The sequence below is a fragment of the Bradyrhizobium sp. DN3 genome (assembly GCF_041357655.1).
Classification (GTDB): Bacteria; Pseudomonadota; Alphaproteobacteria; order Rhizobiales; family Xanthobacteraceae; genus Bradyrhizobium.
Genome location: NZ_JAULLN010000103.1, coordinates 1 through 319, shown reverse-complemented (window position 1 = coordinate 319; position 319 = coordinate 1). Strand labels below are relative to the sequence as shown.

Annotated in this window: 1 pseudogene; it reads right to left on the bottom strand. The window is 65.8% G+C overall.

Annotated elements, in window-relative coordinates:
• Positions 1 to 319: pseudogene (locus tag AAE027_RS39540) on the bottom strand (hybrid sensor histidine kinase/response regulator); the annotation flags it as partial.

Here is a 319-nt window from a genome sequence, read left to right as displayed (position 1 = left end):
TTGAACTCGGTGTCCTCGTTGCGGCGGGAGATCTCCAACAGCTGGTTGCGGGTCAAGACCAGCTCGGAGACCATGGTCATCAGATGCTCCAGCGTATCCACGTTGACGCGGATCGACTGGTTGGCGATGCGGTCGCCTTCGCCGGCACTCTCGTCGGCCATCGACTTCTTCGGCGCGGGCTTTTGCTTGGCGGCTTGCTTCGCTGCAGGCGCCGGGGCTTCAACCGCCGGCGCGGGCTCGGCCTTGGCTTCAGCCTTGGCAATAGGCGCAGCAGGCACCGGCGCTTCGATCGCGGTCTCGCGGAAGGCGCGCTCGAGCT